Annotated in this window: 1 rRNA gene; it reads right to left on the bottom strand. The window is 49.8% G+C overall.

Features of this window, described 5'->3' with window-relative positions:
* Nucleotides 1-26: 26 nt before the first annotated feature.
* Nucleotides 27-255 (bottom strand): 23S ribosomal RNA (locus AAZT04_RS26315); the annotation flags it as partial.

Below are 255 nucleotides of genomic sequence, written 5' to 3'. Positions count from 1 at the left end.
TCTCTCTAAAACACCTTTGGTGTTGTAAGGTTAAGCCTCACGGATCATTAGTACTGGTTAGCTCAATGCATCGCTGCACTTACACACCCAGCCTATCAACGTCTTAGTCTTAAACGTTCCTTCAGGGGCCTTAAAGGCCCAGGGAAGACTCATCTCGAGGCAAGTTTCGCGCTTAGATGCTTTCAGCGCTTATCTTTTCCGCACTTAGCTACCGGGCAGTGCCATTGGCATGACAACCCGAACACCAGTGGTGCG

The sequence above is a fragment of the Serratia sp. Je.1.23.a genome, from assembly GCF_051129805.1.
Lineage (GTDB): Bacteria > Pseudomonadota > Gammaproteobacteria > Enterobacterales > Enterobacteriaceae > Serratia > Serratia liquefaciens.
Note: the sequence above shows the minus strand (reverse complement) of the source record. Positions and strands in the feature narration are given on the sequence as shown.